This window comes from Ruegeria sp. E8 (assembly GCF_056533985.1).
The window spans coordinates 1-18108 of the sequence record NZ_JBQFOY010000035.1 but is presented as its reverse complement, the minus strand read 5'-3'; the positions used below and the strand labels follow the sequence as shown (position 1 = coordinate 18108).

The following is an 18108-nucleotide window of genomic DNA, read 5'->3' as shown; positions in this document are numbered from 1 at the left end:
CAACCGAAGGCGGTGGCGAAACCGAAGGCAGTGGCGAAACGTGAGGCGGTGGCGAGACCGAAGGCGGTGGCGAAACCGAAGGCGGTGGTGAAACCGAAGGCGGTGGCGGAACCGAAGGCGGTGGCGAAACCGAAGGTGGCGGCGAAACCGAAGGTGGTGGCCAGACCGAAGGCGGTGGCGAAACCGAAGGCGGTGGCGAAACCGAAGGCGGTGGCGAGACCGAAGGTGGCGGTGAAACCGAAGGCGGCGGTGACAACGAGGGCAGTGCGGAAACTAACGCAGGAAGTTCCGAAGTCGAGCCGATGCAGGGTGAAAATCGTTAACCTGCACGAGGTGATCATCTGAACGAAGCCACATGCTCAAAACCGGTATCGGCTAAAGCTTTGGTTTCGTCGGATGCGAACCTCAAAAAAGGCCGGAGCGTAACTGCTCCGGCCTTTCCAATTCAGCTGAATGATCAGTCACGCAGCAATTCGTTGATACCGGTTTTCGACCGTGTTTTTTCATCCACCCGCTTCACGATCACCGCGCAATACAGGCTGATGTTGTTTTTGGACGGCATCGAACCTGCAACGACCACCGAATAGGGTGGCACTTCGCCATAGGTGACTTCGCCGGTTTCGCGATCCACGATCTTGGTCGACTTGCCGATGAACACGCCCATGCCCAGAACAGAACCTTCGCGGACGATGCAGCCTTCGACCACTTCCGAGCGGGCACCGATAAAGCAGTTGTCTTCGATGATGGTTGGACCAGCCTGCATGGGTTCAAGAACGCCACCAATGCCGACGCCGCCTGACAGGTGGACGTTTTTGCCGATCTGCGCACAGGATCCGACAGTGGCCCAGGTGTCAACCATGGTGCCCTCATCCACATAGGCGCCAAGATTGACGAAGGATGGCATCAGAACAGCGCCCGGCGCGATGTACGCGGATTTGCGAACGACGCAGTGCGGCACCGCGCGGAAACCAGCGGTCTTCCACTGTTCCTCGCCCCACCCGGCGAATTTGCTGTCCACCTTGTCCCACCAGCCGCCGTCTTGCGGCCCGCCGGATTGAATTTCCATATCCTTGATGCGAAAACCCAGCAGAACCGCCTTCTTGGCCCATTGGTTCACATGCCAGTCACCGCTCTCCAGCTTTTCGGCAACACGCAGCGAACCGCTGTCCAGTGCGTTCAGCGTATCTTCGATCGCTTCGCGTTGTTCACCGGTCGTGGCAGGAGTGATTGTGTCGCGCGCCTCCCAGGCGGCTTCGATGGCGGCTTCCAGTTGCGCGTTGGACATGGGGTCTCTCCATACAGAATCTATTCACGTTGGTTTGGCCTATACGAAAGCCAGACCCATGACGCAATGCGACGCTCATGTATCCTTTTACGTCTGAAAAACCCGCAATCAGCTGGCGCGACGTATATGGCGGGTCAGGATCGCCTTGGCCGTGCTCAGTTCTTTGCGCCTGATCGCCTGAACCAAAGCCGCATGATCCTTGTCCACTTGCTGCACCCATTTCGATCGCCAATGCGCGAACAGATGGCGTGCGCTTGCGATGTGCAGGTCATCGATGGTGTGCAAAAGCCGGGGCAGCCCGCAAGGTGTCAGTATGGCGCGATGGAACGCCCTGTTCAACGCCTCCCATTGGGGCATTGTCTGCGCCTCATCACAGGCGATGCGCGCGCGATCGATCTTGTCCAACGCCACCGGTGACATGTTCTGCACGGATTGCTGCAACGCCAGAGTTTCCAACGCCACGCGCATTTCGATCACCTCGCGCACTTCCGCCGGGTCCAGCGCGGTGACACGCATCCCCCGGCGTGGCTCGTGCCGCGCCAATCCATGCGCCTCGAGCCGCAACAAGGCTTCGCGCACCGGGACATGGCTGGTGTCAAAATCACGGGCGATATGGTCTTGCCGCAGCTTCTCGCCAGCGGGCAGCTCTCCGGTGATGATCTGCTGGCTGAGGTTTTGGTAAATCGTGTCGGAAATCGTGGCGGTCATAAATTATAGATAAAATCCGCAACGCCCGTCCACAACCCGATAATTCACTCGGCAAGCGGGTCCGGCGCGATATTGGCACCACACACCAGAACGGCCACGCGTTCACCCGGCTCGGGCCGGTACACGCCCGAGGTCAGTGCCGCCAGCGCGGTTGCACCCGCCGGTTCCACCAGAATGCGATGCGCTTGCCACAAGGTCTTCTGTGCTGCAGCGATAGCGTCATCCGACACCAGAACCGAGGATATGCCCTGCGCGAGGTCAAAACAGATCTGCCCGATCCGTCGCGCGCCCAACGCGTTTGCCGCAATGCCGGATACGGAGACATCCACCGGCTTACCGGCCTCCAACGCGGCATTCAAAGCGCAAGAGGTCTCGGGTTCAACCGCCACAACCTTGCGCGCACCGTCGAACCACGCCAAGGCCCCGGCGATCAATCCGCCGCCGCCGACTGCGACCAGAACCGTGTCTGCCTGCAACCCCTGCGCGTCCCATTCCGCAAAGCAGGTTCCCTGCCCCGCCACCGTGGACGGGGCGTCATAGGCGTGAATCTGCATCGCTCCGGTTTCGGCTTCATGCGCCTGCGCCTGTGTCAGTGCGTTGGCGTATTCGCCGGGCACAACGCTCAGATCCGCACCGGTTTGCCGGATCAACGCGATCTTGGACGGGCCTGCCAGTTCGGGCACGAAAATCTTGGCCGGATGGCCCAGAGCCTGCGCCGCAAAAGCCGCCGCAGCACCGTGGTTGCCTCCGGACGCAGCCACCACACCGGCCTCAGGCACCTCGAGGCTGAGCAAGGTATTGAAAGCACCCCGCGCCTTGAAACTGCCGGTGTGCTGCATGTGCTCCAGTTTAAGCTCAATGGCATAACCGGGAATATGGCTCTCGATCACTGGGGTCACTTGTGCGTGTCCGGCGATGCGCCCCCGGGCCGCTGATATTTCGCTCTTCCAATTCATTCTTGTCTATCCGTGACTGGCACTCTGCCCGCGAACCCTATAGCTGTTTGAAAAACACGCAAGCAGGGATCGATCACCCATGAGAGAAGACCGCCTCAGCCCTTTCCGCGATGCACAGACCGACCGCTCGACCGCAAGCGAAGTACCGGACACGCCGCAGACGCGGTCCCCGGCCTATCGCCTGGCCTTTGCCGACGACGAATTCCTGTGCCGGGACGAGCTGCGCCCTGTGCGCCTGCAACTGGAGCTGTTGAAGCCCGAGATGATCATGAGCGAGCGCGAGATCACCTCGACTATCGTGATGTTCGGCGGCGCACGCATTCCCGAGCCGTCACAGAAACACACTGCGCGGACCGAAACACTGGCCGGTTTGTCGCAATACTACGATGAGGCGCGCGAATTCGCCCGGCTGATGACCGAAAAGTCGAACGAGACCGGATGCCGAGAGAATGTGATCGTCACCGGCGGCGGCCCCGGCGTGATGGAGGCTGGAAACCGGGGCGCGCAGGATGCGGGCGGATGCTCGATCGGGCTGAACATCGTATTGCCGCACGAGCAGGCACCGAACCTCTATGTGACACCGGACCTCAGCTTCAACTTCCACTATTTCGCCATCCGCAAGATGCATTTCCTGATGCGCGCGCGCGCCATCACCATCTTCCCCGGCGGTTTCGGTACGATGGATGAGCTGTTCGAATCCCTCACTCTGATCCAGACCGGACGCATGGACCGTGTGCCCTTCCTGCTGTTTGGCCGCGAATTCTGGGAAAGGGTCATCAATTGGGAAGCGTTGGCGGATGCGGGCACCATCTCGGACGAAGACCTCGACCTGTTCCGCTTTGTCGATACCGCGAAAGAGGCGGTCGAGATCATCGAGAACTGGGAACCCGCCCCGCCCCGCGACGAAATCCCGGGGCGCTGAACCATGGCACCCAAGGTTGGAGAGATGCTGCATCTGCGCGGGAACGCCTTGAACAAGGGCGAGCCGGTGGCACTGCCGTTGACACAAAGCAGCATGTTTCATCTGCCGGGCGCACCGGACGGGCAAGCGAGCTACGGGCGCGTCGACAACCCGACCTGGGTGCATCTGGAACATGTGCTGTCGCATCTGGAAGAAGCACCGTGCCTCAGCTTCCCCTCGGGGATGGCAGCGATCTCGGCAGCGCTGTTTGCCACCTTAAAGGCCGGGTCGCGGCTGTTGATCCCGTCGGATGGCTATTACGTGACGCGCCTGCTGGCGGATCGGTTCCTTTCGCGTCTGGGCGTGGTTGTTGAGGAACGCCCCACGACCGCATTTTCCGACGGTGGTTTTGACGGGTTCGACGTGGTGTTCGTCGAAAGCCCCTCGAACCCCGGTTTGGACATGATCGACCTGTCGGCGGTTGCGGATCAGGTGCGCGCCGCCGGGGGCGTGACCATTGCCGACAACACGACGATGACGCCGTTGGGGCAGCGCCCCTTGGTTCTGGGCACCGATGTGGTTGTTTCTTCCGACACCAAGGCAATGGGCGGACATTCCGACATGCTGATGGGCCACGTGGCCAGCCGTAACAGCGACATCATGGGACGGGTCGAAGAGTGGCGGAAAGTCTCAGGCTCGATCCCCGGACCGCATGAAGCCTGGCTGCTGCATCGCGGGCTGGAAACGCTGGATGTACGCTTTGACCGCATGTGCACCTCGGCACAGGTGCTCGCCGAACGATTGGCCGCCCATCCCGCGGTGAAACAGGTCCGCTATCCCGGCCTGCCGGGCGATCCATCGCATAAACTGGCGCAGGCACAGACAGCACGCTTCGGATTTCTGCTGTCACTGACGCTGGAAAGTGAAGACAAGGCCGAAGCCTTCATCAACACCTGCCCCCTTCTGCGCCCTGCCACTTCTTTCGGAGGGGTCCACAGCTCGGCCGAGCGCCGGGCGCGCTGGGGCGACGACGTCGATCCAGCCTTTATCCGCCTGTCGGTCGGATGCGAACCCGTGGATGAGCTGTGGCAAGCCATCGAGGCCAGCCTGAACGCGCCGTGATTATTTCTTGGCTTCGCGCAGTTCCTTGAACACGTAGATCGGCAGCACCACGCTGGCGATCAACGCCCCCAGCCAGACCAGCAGCGTTGCCGCCAACAGGTTCGAAACACCGCCAATGGTCAGTCCGGCTGTGATCAGATCTGTCACCAACAGGCCCACAAAAGTCACGATCAAAGCGATCCCGCCTTTCAGCGCCGGCGCTTTCTTTTCGCCTAGCTTCAGGATCAGCGGCTCGGCAATCAGCTGAACAACAGTGAAGACGATCACGACAACGATGAATGAGATCGGTTTGATTGCAAACCCTGACAGTATCAGCGAAGCAAGCAACAACCCAATGGCGTTCCCGGCGAGCAAGGCCAGAGCGGACTTAATTCTGCGCGACATGCGGCGGTCTCCGTCAATCAACATTTAGAAACATGCAGATGTTAACAGACCTGCAGGATTTTTCGAGGCAATTCAATCGCCTCTTCCTTTTGACCCGTTGAAGCCGCATGGTAGAACACATTCATCAAGATCAGACCTGCCCCTGACCCGTGAGAGTGAGATGAGCGACGATCCCTATTCCGTTCTCGGCGTTGCAAAGGACGCCAGCGCCGCCGAGATCAAGAAAGCCTACCGGCGCATTGCCAAGGAATGCCATCCGGATTTGAAACCCGGCGATGCCGAGGCGGAGGCGAAATTCAAAGCCGCTGCCGCAGCTTATGACCTGTTGAAAGACCCGGAAACCCGTGCGCGGTACGACAATGGCGAGATTGACGCCTCGGGTCAGGAACGTCCGCAACAACAGTATTACCGGGAATACGCCGAGGCCGCAGGCAACCCCTATCGCGGGAGTCAGACGGACCCCGACGACATGTCAGATATCTTCGCCGAGTTCATGCGCGGGCGCGGCGGCTTTGGCGGCCAGCGCACGCAGGACTTTCACGCGCCGGGGCATAACCTGAACTATTCGCTGCAAATCAGCTTTCTGGATGCCGTGTTCGGGGCCAGCCAGAAACTGACCCTGCCCGACGGCGACCGGATCGAGGTAAAGATCCCGGCAGGCATCACCGACGGCCAGACCATCCGTTTGCGGGGCAAAGGGGCTCCGGGATACGGCGAAGGCCCTGCGGGCGATGCTCTGGTGACTGTTTCGGTGGCTAAACATCCGGTGTTTGATCGTCAGGGCGACGACATCCACATCACACTGCCTATCACAATTGATGAGGCTATTCTGGGCGGCAAAGTCCCGGCCCCTACAATTGATGGCGGTGTGAATGTCAGCGTCCCGGCGGGCACCAGCAGCGGCAAAACCCTGCGATTGCGGGGTAAAGGCGTCAAGAAACGCGGCTCATCCGAGCGCGGGGATCAGTTGATCGAACTGACCGTCTCGATGCCCGACTCCATCGATGACGACCTGAAACAGTTCATGGAAACCTGGCGCGAAACGCATCGCTATGATCCGCGGAAAGGAATGCCGTCATGAGCCTGACCGAAAAGGAACTGATCGAAGCCGTTACCCGCCTGACCTCGGACCGGTTGACCGAGTATCTGGCGGCCGAGATTGTGATCCCCGAGCAATCAGACCAGGGGCTGGTCTATCACAGCATCGATGTTGCCCGGTTGGAACTGGCCTGCGAGTTGCACGAACAGTACGACATGGAGGCCGATGCCCTGTCGATGATGATCTCTCTGATCGACCAGATGCACGGACTACGGGCTGAGTTGCGCGAAGTTCTGAACGCGGTTGAGGCGCAACCGGAACCCGTTCGCCAACAACTGGTTGAAGTGATCGGCACAGCGCGATTCCGCCGCAGGTAACGGGGTTTTGGGCACGGTGATTTTGGCCTAAAAGGTCGCCTTGATCCTTTGCCCGGTACCTTCATGACCCAGTCCAGATCCGAATTGCTGATGCCTGCGGGCAATCTGCGCAAACTGAAACTCGCCATCCTCTATGGGGCGGAAGCGGTGTATCTGGGCACGCCGGATATGTCGCTGCGCACCAAATCCGAGTTCTCGCTGGAAGAGGTGATCGAAGGGGTTGAATTCTGCCACCAGCATGGCCGACGCGCATACCTGACGCTGAACCTGTTTTCGCACAACAAGGACATCCCGAAGCTCGATGAATACATCGACACGGTGCGCAAGGTGCAGCCCGATGGGTTGATCATCGCCGATCCGGGCGTGTTCCAATATGTCCGCGAACGCGCACCCGAACTGCCGCTGCATATCTCGACCCAGGCCAATATCTGTTCGTGGCTGTCGGTGAAGTTCTGGCAGGATCAGGGGGCCGAGCTGGTGGTTCTGGCCCGCGAGGTCTCATATCCCGAACTGGTTGAAATCCGCGAGAAATGCCCGGACATCAAGCTTGAGGCTTTCGTGCACGGTGCCATGTGCATGACCTATTCGGGTCGTTGCCTGCTGTCGAATTTCATGGCCGAGCGCGGGGCGAACCAGGGCAACTGCGCCAATTCCTGCCGCTGGAACTATGGCCTGAAGCTGCGCCTGAAAGACGGCACCCATCAGGAACTTCGCATCACCGACGAAAATGCCGACCTGTTCGAGTTCCTGTTGGAAGAAGGCTGCCGCCCCGGTGATCTGATGCCCATCGAAGAGGATGATCGGGGGTCCTATATCCTAAACTCGCGTGATCTGTGCATCATGCCGAAACTGGACGAATATCTGAAGATCGGCGTTGACAGCCTCAAGGTCGAAGGGCGTGGTAAGTCGGAATACTATGCCGCCATCGTTGCGCGCGCGTATCGGATGGCCATCGACGACTACAACGCCGACCCCGAAAACTGGGATCCAAAACCCTATATGCGCGAACTCGAGACCGTCGGAAACCGCGGCTATACACTGGCCTTCCACGAGGGGCGGTTGACAAACTACGCGCACGACTACGAACACACGGCCTCGATCGCGCAATGGGAATATGCCGGGATCGTCACCGATGTGACCGAGGATGCCTTTCTGGTCGAGGTGAAGAACAAGCTGGAGCCGGGCGACGTGCTGGATTTCGTCTCACCCATTTCACGCGATACGGTTCTGCTGCGGGTCTATGATTTCGAACGCGCCCACGACGGCACGCGACTGGATGTGGTGCATGGCAGCACCAAAACTGTCATCCGATTGCCTTTCACCCTGTTCGATCACGAGGATATCGACGACCTGCGCGCACGTTTCCCGGTCTACACGGTCCTGCGCAAAGAGCGCGCCCTGACAGACGAGCACTGGAGCCGTATCCGTTTCGACAAACTGGTGCAGGGTTTGGAAACCTCCGGCCGCGACAACCCTAATGCCTATGCACGCCGCCGAGACGAGTTAATCGAGAAAATCGGAGAAGACGGTAACGAGCGTCGATTCAAGACCAACCGTATCGGCACCGAAGGGTGTTGCGGCAAGGGCTGCAACGGATGCCTGATCTTCTGGCAGGATGAGAAATACGCGCTGGCCCGTGAAGTCCTGTCGAAGCGAAAGCAAGGTGAACAGCTCAGCCGCCGCGAGGCGACAGAATTGAAACTGCCGGGCGAAACCGCGTAACCCGGTTCAGTTGCCCACCTGAAACTCCTCGGGTACGTAGAACGTGTAATCCCGTTCTGCCACCAACTCGTGACAGACATGGCAATAGGCGACCTCATCGGCGCGACTGCCCAGGGTGTCGCCAAACAATGACCCGTCCGGCAGCACCATGACATAACGCCAGTCTGCCGTTTCCGGGCTGGCACCTTCTGCCAGTTTCTCCATTATGAACATGGCACCGGGATGTACGCGACCCTCATCTGTCACGGTCATGCTGTCCTTGGCAAGAACCGAGCCCATCGGCAGCTCTTCACCCTCCTGCAACGTGCCGTAGTTATGCGCCATTCGGTTGGCGTAGCTGTTCACGAACCGCTGCCCATGGGTTGCCGAAATATAGGGCGCATCGTTGAATAGCGGCCAGCTTTGATAATTGAGGATCAGGTCCAGTTGCGCCGCCGCATACCCCCGCGCCATGCGCTTGCTCAGCGAACGGTAGTGGGCCAAAGCCTCGTCTTTGCTCAACTCAGCGGGGTTCTCTATCGCGATATGGGCGTTGTCTTCTTCCGCCGATGCCAGCCCTGCTGCAAACACCAGCAAAACAATAGCAGCAGTTTTCTGTTGGAAAAGTCTTAGTAGTTTTGAGTCCATTATTTTGACCCACCTGAAATCAGTTCGCCTGAGCGCCGCTTGGCCGTACAATACCAATTCTAGCGGCCTTGGAATAACTTGCCAGTTCTGGTCCGGTAATCTCACCGCCTTGTGCACCGATTTGAAAATGCAGTTGGCCGCGCCGGATACATCAAACATAGCAAATTATGCATGTGGTTTCAGCACCTGAAACATTAAGTTTACAGATACACTTATGGCGTGCGGATGGTGATTTCAGACAATCGAAACGCGATATTGTAGCCCGGCAGCCGCCGTTCACTTGTCCTGCTTGCGGCGCAGTAGGTCCTATCTGCTCAAACCCGTTTCGGCCTCGATCTGTTTGCGCGATTTGCGGGCACGTTCGGTGGCCGATTTCAGCTGACCACAGGCGGCCATGATATCCTCACCCCGCGTCTTGCGGATGGGCGAGGCATAGCCCGCCTGGTAGATGATGTTCGCAAAAGCCCGGATGCGGTTGTTCGAGCTGCGTTTGTACGGCGCGCCGGGCCATTCGTTGAACGGGATCAGGTTGATCTTGGCCGGGATGTTGTGACGTTTGATGTGGTCGATCAGTCGATGCGCATCTTCATCGCTGTCATTCACACCGTCCAGCATCACGTATTCAAAGGTGATCCGCTCGGAATTCGACGCATTGGGGTAACTGGACAGCGCTTCCAGCAGTTCCTCGATGTTCCAGCGCTTGTTGATCGGCACCAGAACGTCGCGGGTCTCATCCGTAGTGGCGTGGAACGAGATCGCCAGCAGACAGCCGATTTCCTCGGCCGTACGCGCGATCTCGGGCACCACGCCCGAGGTTGAAAGCGTGATGCGGCGGCGAGACAGGGAAATCCCCTCGGGGTCCATGGCAATCTTCATCGCGTCGCGGACGTTCTCGAAATTATACAGCGGTTCGCCCATGCCCATCAGAACGATGTTCGACAGTAGGCGGGTTTCATCCTTGGGCGCGCCGGGGGTCGGCCATTCCTCAAGATCGTCGCGCGCCATCATGATCTGACCGACGATTTCGGCGGATGTGAGGTTTCGTACAAGTTTTTGAGTGCCGGTATGACAAAACGAACAGGTCAGCGTACACCCCACCTGAGACGAGATGCACAGCGTGCCGCGATCTTCCTCGGGGATATAGACCACCTCGACCTCGTGCCCGCCCGCGATACGGCACAGGTATTTGCGGGTGCCGTCCTCGGACACCTGACGTGTCACGACCTCCGGAATTTCGATCACGAAATGCTCGGCCAGTTGCGCACGATAAGCCTTTGCCAGATTGGTCATCTCGGCAAAGTCGCGCACGCCCCATTGGTAGATCCATTGCCAGATCTGACCGGTGCGCATCTTGGCCTGCTTTTCGGGCGTGCCGTGCTCGATCAAGGTTTCGCGCAGGCGGTCGCGCGAAAGTCCGACAAGGTTCACCTTCCCCTCAGGCAGCTTGCGGGGGATGGTCATGACGTCTTGGGTGATCGGCGCTTTGGGCGACATTGGCGTATCTCAACGGAATCGGGCTTGGGATGCGCCTCTATATAGGAACCCGCGCAAAGATCAAAAGGTTTCCTGCGCCGACCGGCCCGGCACGTTGAACGCGCCGGGCCCTTTTGATCAGTTCACCGGCGGCGGTGTATAGCAGTCATTGGCGTCCAGTGTCTGCACCGGATCTTCGGGGCCACATTGCTCGCCCGTTATCGGGTAGGTTTCAGCGTTTTTCTCGCAAGCGCTCAGCACAGCGACGGATGCAATCAAAACCAGAGTGATCCAAGTGTTCTGCTTCATCACAATGTCCTTTCTCAGTGACTGAAGCGATAAGCACACAATGTCACATTCAGAACTTTGATTGGAATCAAGCCGAGCAGATGACCAAACGTAAAAAGCCCCGCCATCCGGACGGGGCCTTGATTACAGATGACACTGCGGGATCAATTGGTGCAGCGTTTCTCGGCGTCTTCGATCGCTGCGGTGAAACCCAGCAACGAGAAGGTGTCTTTTGTCTGTGTTCCGCGTTCGGACCGGGCGGTCAGAACAGCCTCGGTTCCGCGCTTCAGGGCGGTGACAATCTTGGCATCATCCGCATCCGATGCGGCCCAGGCCCATTCGCCCTCGGTGAACAGTTCAAACTCGGTCCCGTCCACATTCAGGTTCACCGTCGAACCCGCAGCAAACGGATAGCCGCCGGTAAAGGTCAGCTGCCCTTTGACCTCGGCATTGGGACGATAGAACACAAACAGCAGGATATCGCTGCGCCGTACGGAAACCACGCGTCCGCCGCGGGTGTTCACGGTTTCCTTGGGTGCAGAAACGCTCCAGCACTCGGTGGGATCATCTTCGACAAAAACGCTCCAATCCGTTTTTGCCGCGACACGATTTGTGCTTGTCGCCTGTTGGGCGATTGCAGTGCTTGCGGCCATCCCCGCCACGCACAGGCCCGCGATCACGCGGACGAGCTTTGATCCCATTTGTCCAGCCTCCTAGCTCGACCCTTACCTCATACCCATCGGACACAGCTGCGAACCCTGCCGGTTCGTCTATTCGTTTGCGTATTCCGATGATTGCCGACATACACACACTAACGCAGGTTTCGCCACAGGCGAAAGGGCGATTGGCAGAATTTTGCGCATAAATTTCGGAGGTCCAGATGACGCAGCCGGTACCAATGACAGAACTTTGGCGTGGCGCTCTGCTGGAAAGCCTGCATCTGGGTCACGCGGTCATTTGCGATGACACCGGCCAGATCGTGCGCAGCTGGGGCGACCCGCAGGCGGTTATCTACCCCCGGTCTTCGGCCAAGATGATTCAGGCGCTTCCGCTGATCACGTCGGGCGCGGCGGCAAAATACGGGCTGACCAGCGAGCACCTCGCGCTGGCCTGCGCCTCGCATAACGGGGCGGCGATCCACACGGACCGCGTGACTGCATGGCTGGATCATCTGGGGCTGACCGAGCACGATTTGCGCTGCGGCCCGCAGGAGCCGGCAGACACCGCCGCGCGCGACCGGCTGATTCTGGCCGACGACACGCCCTGCCAGATTCACAACAACTGTTCCGGCAAGCATTGCGGGTTTCTGACGCTGGGCCAGCATATGGGCGCGGGGCCGGAATATCTGGAAATCGATCACCCGGTGCAGCAGGCCTGCCTGTCCGCCATCGAAGAAACGACGGGTGAGACCAGCCCGGGCTATGGCATCGATGGCTGTTCCGCTCCGAACTTTGCCACATCACTGGCCGGTCTGGCCCGGTCGATGGCTTGGTTCGCCAGTGCGGCTGACCGGTCGGATCGCTCCAGCGAAGCGGCGGCGCAACTGGTTGCGGCCATGGCCCAACACCCTGAACTGGTTGCGGGTGAGACCCGCGCCTGCACCGAGCTGATGCGCGCCATGGACGGGCGCGTTGCGATCAAAACCGGGGCCGAGGCCGTATTTGTGGCTATTGTTCCGGAAAAACGCATGGGCATTGCGCTGAAGATCACCGATGGCACCACCCGCGCCAGCGAATGCGCAATTGCCGCCATTCTGGTCAGCCTAGGCGTGCTGGAGGCCGATCACCCGGCCACCCGCAAATTCATGAACGCCACGCAATACAGCCGCCGCGGGCTGGAATGCGGTGTGATCAAACCTGCGCCGGGTTTCCCCGGCTAAGGTCCTCACATCTCGATTTCATGGATTTCGGCCACTTCGACCGAGCCAGAGCCATTGACGACCATCGGACAGCCTTTGGCCATCTCGGTTGCGGCATCGATATTGTCAGCCTTGATCACCGTGAAGCCCGAGGCCGGGTTTGCGCCGCCATTGTCGACAACACTGCCGTTGCTGACGGTATAGGATTGTCCGACCGGGTTGCCGGGAATCTCCAGCGCCTCGCCCATGTTCTGAAACCAGGCGCCCCAGGCCGCCATGGTCGCCTCGATCTCGGCGGGGTCGGTTGGGGTGTGACCCCCGTGATAAACAAACAAGAATTGGGGCATATCGCTCCTCCCTGATGAAAACCTATTTGCAATGTGCTTCGAGTTTGCGCAGCGACGATGTCCAGCCCTGATTGTGGTTCGCTGCCACTTCGGCGTCGGCCAGTTCCCGGTGATCCAATACCAAACGTGACCCCGTATCCGTCGCCGTGACCGAGAAGGTAACATGGCTTTCAGCGCCGCGCTGATCCTGATCATCGTGCCAGCCCCAGGTGAATCCCACCGACTTGGGCGGATCGACATGTGTCACGTGGCCCGAGACCTTGTATTGCTGGCCCTCGCCATTCTCCATCACCGAATACCACGGGCCGGTGCGAGAGAAATCCAGATTGTGCTCGGGCACGTGCATCCCTTCGGGTCCCCACCATTGCAACAATCTGGTGCCGTCGCTGATCCACGCAAACAGCTCTTCGGGGCTGACGGGGAATTCCCGTTCCAGTTTCAGGTCGGCCATGAATTCTCCCTTTCGATAATATCACTCAGACGGTCCAGGCTGCCTTCCCAGAATTGGCGTTTGGAAATGGTCCAGTCGGCAATCGCCCGCAGCCCTTCGGATCGGATCGAATACATCCGCTGGGTTCCGTGTACACGTTGCTGCACCAGCCCCGCTTCGCGCAGCACCTTGAGGTGGCGCGAGATCGCGGCGCCGGACATGCCGCGCCCTTCGATCAGGTCACCGGCAGGCAGTTCGCCCTGCTCCATCAATTGCTCGACAATCGAGAATCGGGTGGCGTCGGACAATGCTGAAAAGGCGGTCAGAAGTGTGTTCATGACCACTATTTAACACAAATGTTAAATAAAGGGAAGCCCTTCTATATTTCTGCGAAATCCGCGCGGCTATATCCCTGCAGGTAAAGCAACGCGGTCAGATCCCCGTGATTGACTCGCACGTCGCATTTCGCCGCCACCGAAGGTTTGGCATGAAGCGCCACGCCGGTGCCGGCCCGCCCAAGCATACCAAGGTCATTGGCCCCGTCGCCCACGGCGATGACGTCATTTTCAGACAACCCGAGACGTGCTGAAATCTGCTCCAGCGCTTCGATCTTGGCCTGACGCCCTAAAATCGGGCGCGCCACGTCGCCCGTCAGCTTTCCCTCATCCGCCAACAGCGTGTTGGCGCGGTTTTCATCAAACCCCAGAAGCTCGGCCACCCGCGAGGTGAAGGCCGTAAATCCGCCGGATACCAGCGCAGCGTAGGCCCCGTCGGCCCGCATCGTGGCCAGTAATTCCCTGCCTCCGGGCATCAGGGTGATCCGTTCGTTCAGAACTTTGCCGATGACGTTTTCATCCAGATCCTTCAGCAACCCGACCCGCTCGATCAGAGCGCCTTCGAAATCCAGCTCTCCGTTCATTGCCCGGGCGGTGATGTCCTTGACCCGGTCGCCGACGCCGGCCTCGTCCGCCAGTTCGTCAATGCATTCCTGCTGGATCATCGTGCTGTCCATATCGGCCAGCAACATCCTTTTGCGCCGCCCCCTCGCAGGTTGCACGATCAGGTCCACGCCTATCCCCTGCAAGTCTGCCCAAACGTCCCAGCGATTGTCAGGCATGTCGCTCAGCTCGAACTCTGCCGCCTCATCCGGGCTGAGCCAGAGGACATCCCCGCCACCCCACGCATTGCGCAGCGACTCGGGCAAGGCGCGGTCCAGAGACGGCGCTGCCGGATTGGTTAGCAAAGTGGCGACATACATATTGGATCTCCAGTGTCTCGACCCTGCGATGCGGCTTCGGTCCCTTAACTGCAAAGGGTATCATTCCCGCCGAGCCGTTCGAGCGACCAGTGGAACCCCAAGGCAAATGAGGATCATGGCGCAAGTTGTCTTCCGATGGTCAGGCTCAGATCGCTTTTGCCTCAGACCATAAATTGAAATTACAAAGGGCCCGGCCATGCCTACAACCGGGCCCTGAAGTGCTTCTCAAACTCGACCGGTCACGTCAGGCGACATCAAACTCCAGCGGCTTGATCTGCGTGAACAAGCCCGTTTCCGCCAGCTTTGCCCGTGCTTCGGCCGGAACCGGTTCGTCGACATAGAGCAGCGCGATGGCTTCCCCGCCTGCCTCGGACCGACCGAGGGTAAAGTTGGCGATGTTGACGTTGTTTTCACCCATGGTCTGACCCAGCGTGCCGATGATGCCCGGCACGTCTTCGTTGGTGGTGTACAGCATATGGGCGCCGATCTCGGCATCGATATTGATACCTTTGATCTGGATGAAACGGGGTTTGCCGTCGCTGAACACGGTGCCGCCGATCGAACGCTCGCGCTTGGCGGTCACAACGGTGACTTTGATATAGCCTTCGAACGCGCCCGATTTGTCCTGATTGGTGGTCGAGATCTTGATCCCACGCTCTTTGGCGACAACCGGGGCCGAAACCATGTTCACCTCGGGGTTGAACTTTTTCATGATCCCGGCAACCACGGCGCAGTTCAGCGCGGCGAGGTTCATTTCAGCGGCCACACCATCATAAAGAATGTTGATCGCCTTGACCGGCTCATCCGTCATCTGGCCGATAAAGCTGCCCAGATGGCCCGCCAGCTTGATCCACGGTCCCATCACCTTGGCTTCTTCGGCGGTGACACTTGGCATGTTCAGCGCGTTTTCCACGGCCCCGGTCAGCAGATAGTTCGAAATCTGTTCAGCCACCTGCAGCGCCACGTTCTCCTGCGCTTCGGTCGTTGCCGCGCCCAGATGCGGTGTGCAGACCACGTTGGGCAGATTGAACAGCGGGTTGTCCTTGGCCGGTTCCTCGCTGAACACATCAAAGGCCGCACCAGCGACATGACCCGATTGCAGCGCTTCGGCAAGCGCCTCTTCGTCAACCAGACCACCACGGGCGCAGTTGATGATACGGACGCCTTTCTTGGTCTTGGCGAGGTTCTCTCGGCTCAGAATGTTACGTGTCTGGTCGGTCAGCGGCACGTGAAGCGTGATGAAGTCGGCCCGCGACAGCAATTCGTCCAGTTCGACCTTCTCCACGCCCATTTGCGCGGCCTTCTCTTCGCCCAGATAGGGATCATAGGCGACGACCTTCATTTTTAGACCCAGCGCGCGTTCACAAACGATGCCGCCAATGTTGCCCGCGCCGATGACGCCGAGTGTCTTGTTGGTCAGCTCGATCCCCATGAACTTGGACTTTTCCCACTTGCCCGCATGGGTCGAGGTGCTGGCCTCGGGGATTTGCCGCGCCACGGCGAACATCATCGCGATTGCATGTTCAGCGGTGGTGATCATGTTGCCGAACGGCGTGTTCATCACGATCACGCCCTTCTTGGACGCCGCATCCTTGTCGATGTTGTCGGTGCCGATCCCGGCGCGGCCGATCACTTTCAGATTGTCGGCTTTTTCCAGAATGGTCGGCGTGACTTTGGTGGCCGAACGGATGGCAAGGCCGTCATATTGACCGATCACCTCGGCCAGCTTGTCTTTGTCCTTGCCCAGATCGGGCATGAAATCCACGTCGATACCGCGGTCGCGAAAGATCTGAACGGCGGTTTCGCTGAGTTTGTCAGAGACGAGTACTTTGGGAGCCATGTTTGTGGTCCTTGAATTGTATGGAAGGTCCGGGCCTTGGACGGCCCGGTGAAAAGTCAGGCAGCCTCAGACTGTGCCGCGATCTCGGCCTCAAAGGCCCATGCCAGCCAAGGCAGCATCGCCTCGATATCCGAGGTCTCAACCGTGCCGCCGCACCAGATACGCAGGCCCGCAGGCGCGTCGCGATAGGCTCCGATGTCCAGCGCGATGTTCTCGGCCTCCAGCCGTTTGGCCACGGCCTTGGCGAATGTCGCTCCGTCCTGAATGCGCGGGTCAGTGAACTTCAGGCACACAGATGTGTTCGACTGCGTTGCCGCATCCTCGGCAAGATTGGCAATCCAGTCGTTCTGGTCGCAGAACGCATGCACCGCACCGGCATTGGCATCGGCGCGTGCAATCAGGCCCTGCAGACCTCCGACCGAACGCGCCCAGTCCAGGGCGAACAGGTAATCTTCGACCGCCAACATCGAGGGCGTGTTGATCGTTGCACCAGTAAAGATACCTTCGATCAGCTTGCCGCCTTTGGTCAGACGGAAAATCTTAGGCAGCGGCCACGCGGGGGTATAGCTCTCCAACCGCTCTACAGCACGGGGCGACAGGATCAGCATGCCATGGGCCGCTTCTCCGCCCAGCACTTTCTGCCAGCTGAAGGTGGTCACATCCAGCTTGTCCCACGGAAGGTCCATGGCAAAGGCCGCCGAGGTCGCATCACAGATGGTCAGACCCTGACGTTCATCGGTGATCCATTCGCCATTCGGAACCCGCACGCCCGAAGTCGTACCGTTCCAAGTAAACACAACGTCATTGGCGAAATCGACCGAAGCCAGATCCACGATCTGCCCGTAATCCGCAGTTTTCACCTCGGCGTCGATCTTCAGCTGCTTGACCACATCGGTCACCCAGCCAGAGCCAAAGCTCTCCCACGCCAGCATCTCGACCTTGCGCTCGCCCAGCAGCGACCACAGCGCCATCTCGACCGCACCGGTGTCCGAGGCGGGAACGATGCCGATCTTGTAATCCGACGGAATGCCCAGCACTTCGCGCGTGCCTTCAATGGCCGCCTTCAGCTTGTCCTTGCCAACAGCCGCGCGGTGCGAACGTCCCAGCGCAGCATCGGCCAGTTTGGTCAGATCAAATGTAGGGGGTTTGGCGCAGGGGCCCGAGGAAAAACGCGGATTCGCCGGCCGCGTGACCGGTTGTTCGATAGTCATCTGTATTACCCTTCCAGATACACGCCCCTCGTTGGGGAGGGGTGTCCCACGCACAGACCTATGGGGCCTTCGCACCTGCAGCAAGCAGAAAAGACGCTTCGTCGGGGAAAAACGACATCTAAAAGGGGTGTAAATCAGAACATGAGTTTCCGATTGGCGAAAACCCCGCCGATTTCTCGGCGGGGTTTGAACTCTACTCAGCGGCTTCTTCGTAGTCTGACATTGGTGGGCATGTGCAGATTAGGTTTCGGTCTCCGTAAGCGTTGTCGACGCGGTTGACGG

At 59.3% G+C, this 18108-nt stretch carries 21 protein-coding genes; 6 read left to right on the top strand and 15 right to left on the bottom strand.

Annotation, left to right across the window (positions count from 1 at the left end; genetic code table 11):
• From ACR0LF_RS22990 to ACR0LF_RS22975, 4 genes are all read right to left on the bottom strand, one after another.
• Positions 1 to 341 (bottom strand): hypothetical protein (locus ACR0LF_RS22990; RefSeq protein ID WP_480856486.1); only part of this gene is annotated, 341 nt, incomplete at its 3' end.
• A gap of 116 nt (positions 342 to 457) precedes the next feature.
• On the bottom strand, positions 458 to 1285 hold the full coding sequence (gene dapD / locus ACR0LF_RS22985) for a 2,3,4,5-tetrahydropyridine-2,6-dicarboxylate N-succinyltransferase (protein WP_480582145.1): 828 nt from the start codon (positions 1283 to 1285) through the stop codon (positions 458 to 460).
• Between the two features lie 108 nt (positions 1286 to 1393).
• Positions 1394 to 1993 (bottom strand): GntR family transcriptional regulator, encoded by a 600-nt coding sequence (locus tag ACR0LF_RS22980; protein WP_480582147.1) that lies wholly within the window; start codon positions 1991 to 1993, stop codon positions 1394 to 1396.
• Between the two features lie 44 nt (positions 1994 to 2037).
• Entirely contained in the window at positions 2038 to 2949 is a 912-nt protein-coding gene (locus ACR0LF_RS22975; RefSeq protein ID WP_480582149.1) for a threonine/serine dehydratase, read from the bottom strand.
• A gap of 79 nt (positions 2950 to 3028) precedes the next feature.
• Between ACR0LF_RS22975 and ACR0LF_RS22970 the strand changes: the two genes are divergently transcribed.
• Complete coding sequence (locus ACR0LF_RS22970; RefSeq protein ID WP_480582151.1) at positions 3029 to 3871, top strand: LOG family protein; 843 nt, start codon at positions 3029 to 3031, stop codon at positions 3869 to 3871.
• Positions 3872 to 3874: 3 nt separating this feature from the next.
• A complete protein-coding gene (locus ACR0LF_RS22965; protein ID WP_480582153.1) occupies positions 3875 to 4972 on the top strand; it encodes a cystathionine gamma-lyase in 1098 nt (365 codons plus the stop codon).
• On the opposite strand, the gene ACR0LF_RS22960 is transcribed toward ACR0LF_RS22965, so the two are convergent.
• A complete protein-coding gene (locus ACR0LF_RS22960; protein WP_480582155.1) occupies positions 4973 to 5356 on the bottom strand; it encodes a hypothetical protein in 384 nt (127 codons plus the stop codon).
• Between the two features lie 160 nt (positions 5357 to 5516).
• Between ACR0LF_RS22960 and ACR0LF_RS22955 the strand changes: the two genes are divergently transcribed.
• The 3 genes from ACR0LF_RS22955 (at position 5517) to ACR0LF_RS22945 (ending at position 8494) form a co-directional block, all read left to right on the top strand.
• A complete protein-coding gene (locus ACR0LF_RS22955; protein WP_480582157.1) occupies positions 5517 to 6437 on the top strand; it encodes a DnaJ C-terminal domain-containing protein in 921 nt (306 codons plus the stop codon).
• A complete protein-coding gene (locus ACR0LF_RS22950; protein ID WP_480582159.1) occupies positions 6434 to 6772 on the top strand; it encodes a hypothetical protein in 339 nt (112 codons plus the stop codon). Before ACR0LF_RS22955 ends, ACR0LF_RS22950 begins: the two co-directional genes overlap by 4 nt.
• A gap of 63 nt (positions 6773 to 6835) precedes the next feature.
• Positions 6836 to 8494 carry a U32 family peptidase gene (locus ACR0LF_RS22945; RefSeq protein ID WP_480582161.1) on the top strand — a complete coding sequence of 553 codons (1659 nt, stop codon included), beginning with the start codon at positions 6836 to 6838 and terminating at the stop codon, positions 8492 to 8494.
• Positions 8495 to 8500: 6 nt separating this feature from the next.
• Here the strand turns inward: ACR0LF_RS22945 and ACR0LF_RS22940 are convergent, their stop codons facing one another.
• From ACR0LF_RS22940 to ACR0LF_RS22925, 4 genes are all read right to left on the bottom strand, one after another.
• Complete coding sequence (locus ACR0LF_RS22940) at positions 8501 to 9121, bottom strand: cytochrome P460 family protein (protein ID WP_480582163.1); 621 nt, start codon at positions 9119 to 9121, stop codon at positions 8501 to 8503.
• Between the two features lie 306 nt (positions 9122 to 9427).
• Positions 9428 to 10615 (bottom strand): dual-specificity RNA methyltransferase RlmN, encoded by a 1188-nt coding sequence (rlmN, locus tag ACR0LF_RS22935; protein WP_480582164.1) that lies wholly within the window; start codon positions 10613 to 10615, stop codon positions 9428 to 9430.
• A gap of 117 nt (positions 10616 to 10732) precedes the next feature.
• Positions 10733 to 10903: a hypothetical protein gene (locus tag ACR0LF_RS22930; protein ID WP_480582165.1), complete on the bottom strand. Its 171-nt coding sequence runs from the start codon at positions 10901 to 10903 to the stop codon at positions 10733 to 10735.
• Between the two features lie 143 nt (positions 10904 to 11046).
• The gene (locus tag ACR0LF_RS22925) at positions 11047 to 11583 is read right to left on the bottom strand and encodes an invasion associated locus B family protein (protein WP_480582167.1); all 537 of its coding nucleotides are present in this window, start codon (positions 11581 to 11583) and stop codon (positions 11047 to 11049) included.
• A gap of 179 nt (positions 11584 to 11762) precedes the next feature.
• On the opposite strand from ACR0LF_RS22925, the gene ACR0LF_RS22920 reads away from it, so the two are divergent.
• Positions 11763 to 12761: an asparaginase gene (locus tag ACR0LF_RS22920; protein WP_480582169.1), complete on the top strand. Its 999-nt coding sequence runs from the start codon at positions 11763 to 11765 to the stop codon at positions 12759 to 12761.
• Positions 12762 to 12766: 5 nt separating this feature from the next.
• Here ACR0LF_RS22920 and ACR0LF_RS22915 read toward each other — a convergent pair whose 3' ends face one another.
• From ACR0LF_RS22915 to ACR0LF_RS22890, 6 genes are all read right to left on the bottom strand, one after another.
• Positions 12767 to 13087 (bottom strand): YciI family protein, encoded by a 321-nt coding sequence (locus tag ACR0LF_RS22915; RefSeq protein ID WP_480582171.1) that lies wholly within the window; start codon positions 13085 to 13087, stop codon positions 12767 to 12769.
• A 22-nt stretch (positions 13088 to 13109) separates the two neighbouring features.
• Positions 13110 to 13538, bottom strand: coding sequence for an SRPBCC family protein (locus tag ACR0LF_RS22910; protein WP_480582173.1), 429 nt, complete (start codon positions 13536 to 13538; stop codon positions 13110 to 13112).
• Positions 13526 to 13855: an ArsR/SmtB family transcription factor gene (locus tag ACR0LF_RS22905; RefSeq protein WP_480582175.1), complete on the bottom strand. Its 330-nt coding sequence runs from the start codon at positions 13853 to 13855 to the stop codon at positions 13526 to 13528. The genes ACR0LF_RS22910 and ACR0LF_RS22905 overlap by 13 nt, the downstream gene beginning before the upstream one ends.
• Positions 13856 to 13896: 41 nt before the next feature.
• The gene (gene serB / locus ACR0LF_RS22900; RefSeq protein WP_480582177.1) at positions 13897 to 14775 is read right to left on the bottom strand and encodes a phosphoserine phosphatase SerB; all 879 of its coding nucleotides are present in this window, start codon (positions 14773 to 14775) and stop codon (positions 13897 to 13899) included.
• A gap of 244 nt (positions 14776 to 15019) precedes the next feature.
• Positions 15020 to 16615 (bottom strand): phosphoglycerate dehydrogenase, encoded by a 1596-nt coding sequence (gene serA / locus ACR0LF_RS22895; RefSeq protein WP_480582179.1) that lies wholly within the window; start codon positions 16613 to 16615, stop codon positions 15020 to 15022.
• A 56-nt stretch (positions 16616 to 16671) separates the two neighbouring features.
• A complete protein-coding gene (locus tag ACR0LF_RS22890) occupies positions 16672 to 17826 on the bottom strand; it encodes a phosphoserine transaminase (RefSeq protein ID WP_480582181.1) in 1155 nt (384 codons plus the stop codon).
• Positions 17827 to 18108: the final 282 nt, after the last annotated feature.

Bases quoted from the DNA above. Each gene is read 5' to 3' on its own strand.
- rlmN (WP_480582164.1), bottom strand. From the start codon at position 10,615: ATGTCGCCCAAAGCGCCGATCACCCAAGACGTCATGACCATCCCCCGC.
- ACR0LF_RS22965 (WP_480582153.1), top strand. From the start codon at position 3,875: ATGGCACCCAAGGTTGGAGAGATGCTGCATCTGCGCGGGAACGCCTTG.
- ACR0LF_RS22945 (WP_480582161.1), top strand. From the start codon at position 6,836: ATGACCCAGTCCAGATCCGAATTGCTGATGCCTGCGGGCAATCTGCGC.
- ACR0LF_RS22950 (WP_480582159.1), top strand. From the start codon at position 6,434: ATGAGCCTGACCGAAAAGGAACTGATCGAAGCCGTTACCCGCCTGACC.
- ACR0LF_RS22920 (WP_480582169.1), top strand. From the start codon at position 11,763: ATGACGCAGCCGGTACCAATGACAGAACTTTGGCGTGGCGCTCTGCTG.
- ACR0LF_RS22905 (WP_480582175.1), bottom strand. From the start codon at position 13,855: ATGAACACACTTCTGACCGCCTTTTCAGCATTGTCCGACGCCACCCGA.
- serB (WP_480582177.1), bottom strand. From the start codon at position 14,775: ATGTATGTCGCCACTTTGCTAACCAATCCGGCAGCGCCGTCTCTGGAC.
- ACR0LF_RS22960 (WP_480582155.1), bottom strand. From the start codon at position 5,356: ATGTCGCGCAGAATTAAGTCCGCTCTGGCCTTGCTCGCCGGGAACGCC.
- serA (WP_480582179.1), bottom strand. From the start codon at position 16,615: ATGGCTCCCAAAGTACTCGTCTCTGACAAACTCAGCGAAACCGCCGTT.
- ACR0LF_RS22980 (WP_480582147.1), bottom strand. From the start codon at position 1,993: ATGACCGCCACGATTTCCGACACGATTTACCAAAACCTCAGCCAGCAG.
- ACR0LF_RS22930 (WP_480582165.1), bottom strand. From the start codon at position 10,903: ATGAAGCAGAACACTTGGATCACTCTGGTTTTGATTGCATCCGTCGCT.
- dapD (WP_480582145.1), bottom strand. From the start codon at position 1,285: ATGTCCAACGCGCAACTGGAAGCCGCCATCGAAGCCGCCTGGGAGGCG.
- ACR0LF_RS22890 (WP_480582181.1), bottom strand. From the start codon at position 17,826: ATGACTATCGAACAACCGGTCACGCGGCCGGCGAATCCGCGTTTTTCC.
- ACR0LF_RS22975 (WP_480582149.1), bottom strand. From the start codon at position 2,949: ATGAATTGGAAGAGCGAAATATCAGCGGCCCGGGGGCGCATCGCCGGA.
- ACR0LF_RS22940 (WP_480582163.1), bottom strand. From the start codon at position 9,121: ATGGACTCAAAACTACTAAGACTTTTCCAACAGAAAACTGCTGCTATT.
- ACR0LF_RS22915 (WP_480582171.1), bottom strand. From the start codon at position 13,087: ATGCCCCAATTCTTGTTTGTTTATCACGGGGGTCACACCCCAACCGAC.
- ACR0LF_RS22970 (WP_480582151.1), top strand. From the start codon at position 3,029: ATGAGAGAAGACCGCCTCAGCCCTTTCCGCGATGCACAGACCGACCGC.
- ACR0LF_RS22925 (WP_480582167.1), bottom strand. From the start codon at position 11,583: ATGGGATCAAAGCTCGTCCGCGTGATCGCGGGCCTGTGCGTGGCGGGG.
- ACR0LF_RS22910 (WP_480582173.1), bottom strand. From the start codon at position 13,538: ATGGCCGACCTGAAACTGGAACGGGAATTCCCCGTCAGCCCCGAAGAG.
- ACR0LF_RS22955 (WP_480582157.1), top strand. From the start codon at position 5,517: ATGAGCGACGATCCCTATTCCGTTCTCGGCGTTGCAAAGGACGCCAGC.